Raw genomic sequence first — 1,297 nt, forward strand, 5'->3', positions numbered from 1 at the left:
GATTCAAGAATGCTGACTGGCTATCAACATCTGATATTTAGCGAGAATCTTATCGAGTTCACCTGCGATGATTGGTTTGGCAATGAAGTCATCCATACCAACTTCAAAATATGCCAGTTGATCCGATTTCATCACATTGGCGGTCAACGCGATAATTGGAATTGTCTTTCCGTTCTCTCGTAGAGCCTTTGTCGCACTTATGCCATCCATTACTGGCATAGAGATGTCCATCAGGATAATGTCGAGTTTGCTAAAGCAGTTCTCATCAATATCCAACACTTCCTGACCGTTATTGGCAATCGTTACTTTATGGCCACGTTTCTCTAGCATCAGTTTTGCCACCAACTGATTTGTTGGGCTATCTTCCGCCACAAGGATATTCAGTTTTGGTAAGTGCTCTACATCAACCGCTGGCACATCCGTTTCTTGATTGGCCACCTCAACGCTATTCAAAGGCAAGCTCACGGTAAAACAACTGCCTACATCCAACTGACTTTCAAGTTGGATTTCACCTTGCATCTTGGTGATCAAGTGTTGGCTAATCGCCAGCCCCAAACCGGTTCCGCCATATTTGCGGGTAATACTTCCGTCTGCTTGCTTGAATGGTTTGAAAAGCTGCTTTTGTGCTTCTGGTGAAATACCGATACCAGTGTCACTGATTTTTAAAAACAGCTTGTTCTCGGTACAACTCACATCAACTGAGACCGAACCTTCATTGGTAAACTTAATTGCATTACCTACCAGGTTAAACAGCACCTGAGAGATTCGGTTTTTATCACCGATAATCTGCTGTGGAACATCACTTTGGATTTTGCTGCTAAGCTGAATACCTTTCTTCTTCGCTTGCTCGTCTAGCTGAGTGACGACCAAATCTATACAGTCAGATAGGCGGATTTGACTGTTGAAGAGCTCAAAGCTGGTTGACTCAATACGAGATAAATCCAAGATATCATTAATGATAGTCAGCAATAATTGCGCAGACTGATCCATTTGATTGATCCAGCCTTGCTGCTTGTTGTCGAGCCCAGAGTCACCAAGCATATCCAATAAGCCAAGAACAGCATTGAGTGGCGTGCGAATTTCATGGCTCATCATGGCCAGAAATTCAGATTTTGCCTTGTTTGCATCTTCTGCTTGTCTTCTTGCCTTTTTAATCTCTTCAATCTGGCGCTTTCTACTAGTGATATCTTTGGCCGTACCTCGATATCCAAGTAAGTGGCCTTGCTTGTTGAAATATGGTGTACCACTTAAACTGATCCACAGTCCGCCCTCATCATCGGGCAATTGCCATTCTAGA

Annotated in this window: 1 protein-coding gene; it reads right to left on the reverse strand. The window is 43.4% G+C overall.

Going from position 1 to position 1,297, the window contains the following annotated elements:
• Nucleotides 1–3: 3 nt before the first annotated feature.
• A partial coding sequence (locus BIZ37_RS30190; RefSeq protein ID WP_187464676.1) for an ATP-binding protein occupies nucleotides 4–1,297 on the reverse strand: 1,294 nt, incomplete at its 5' end.

Source organism: Photobacterium sp. BZF1, assembly GCF_014349205.1.
Taxonomy (GTDB): Bacteria; Pseudomonadota; Gammaproteobacteria; order Enterobacterales; family Vibrionaceae; genus Photobacterium.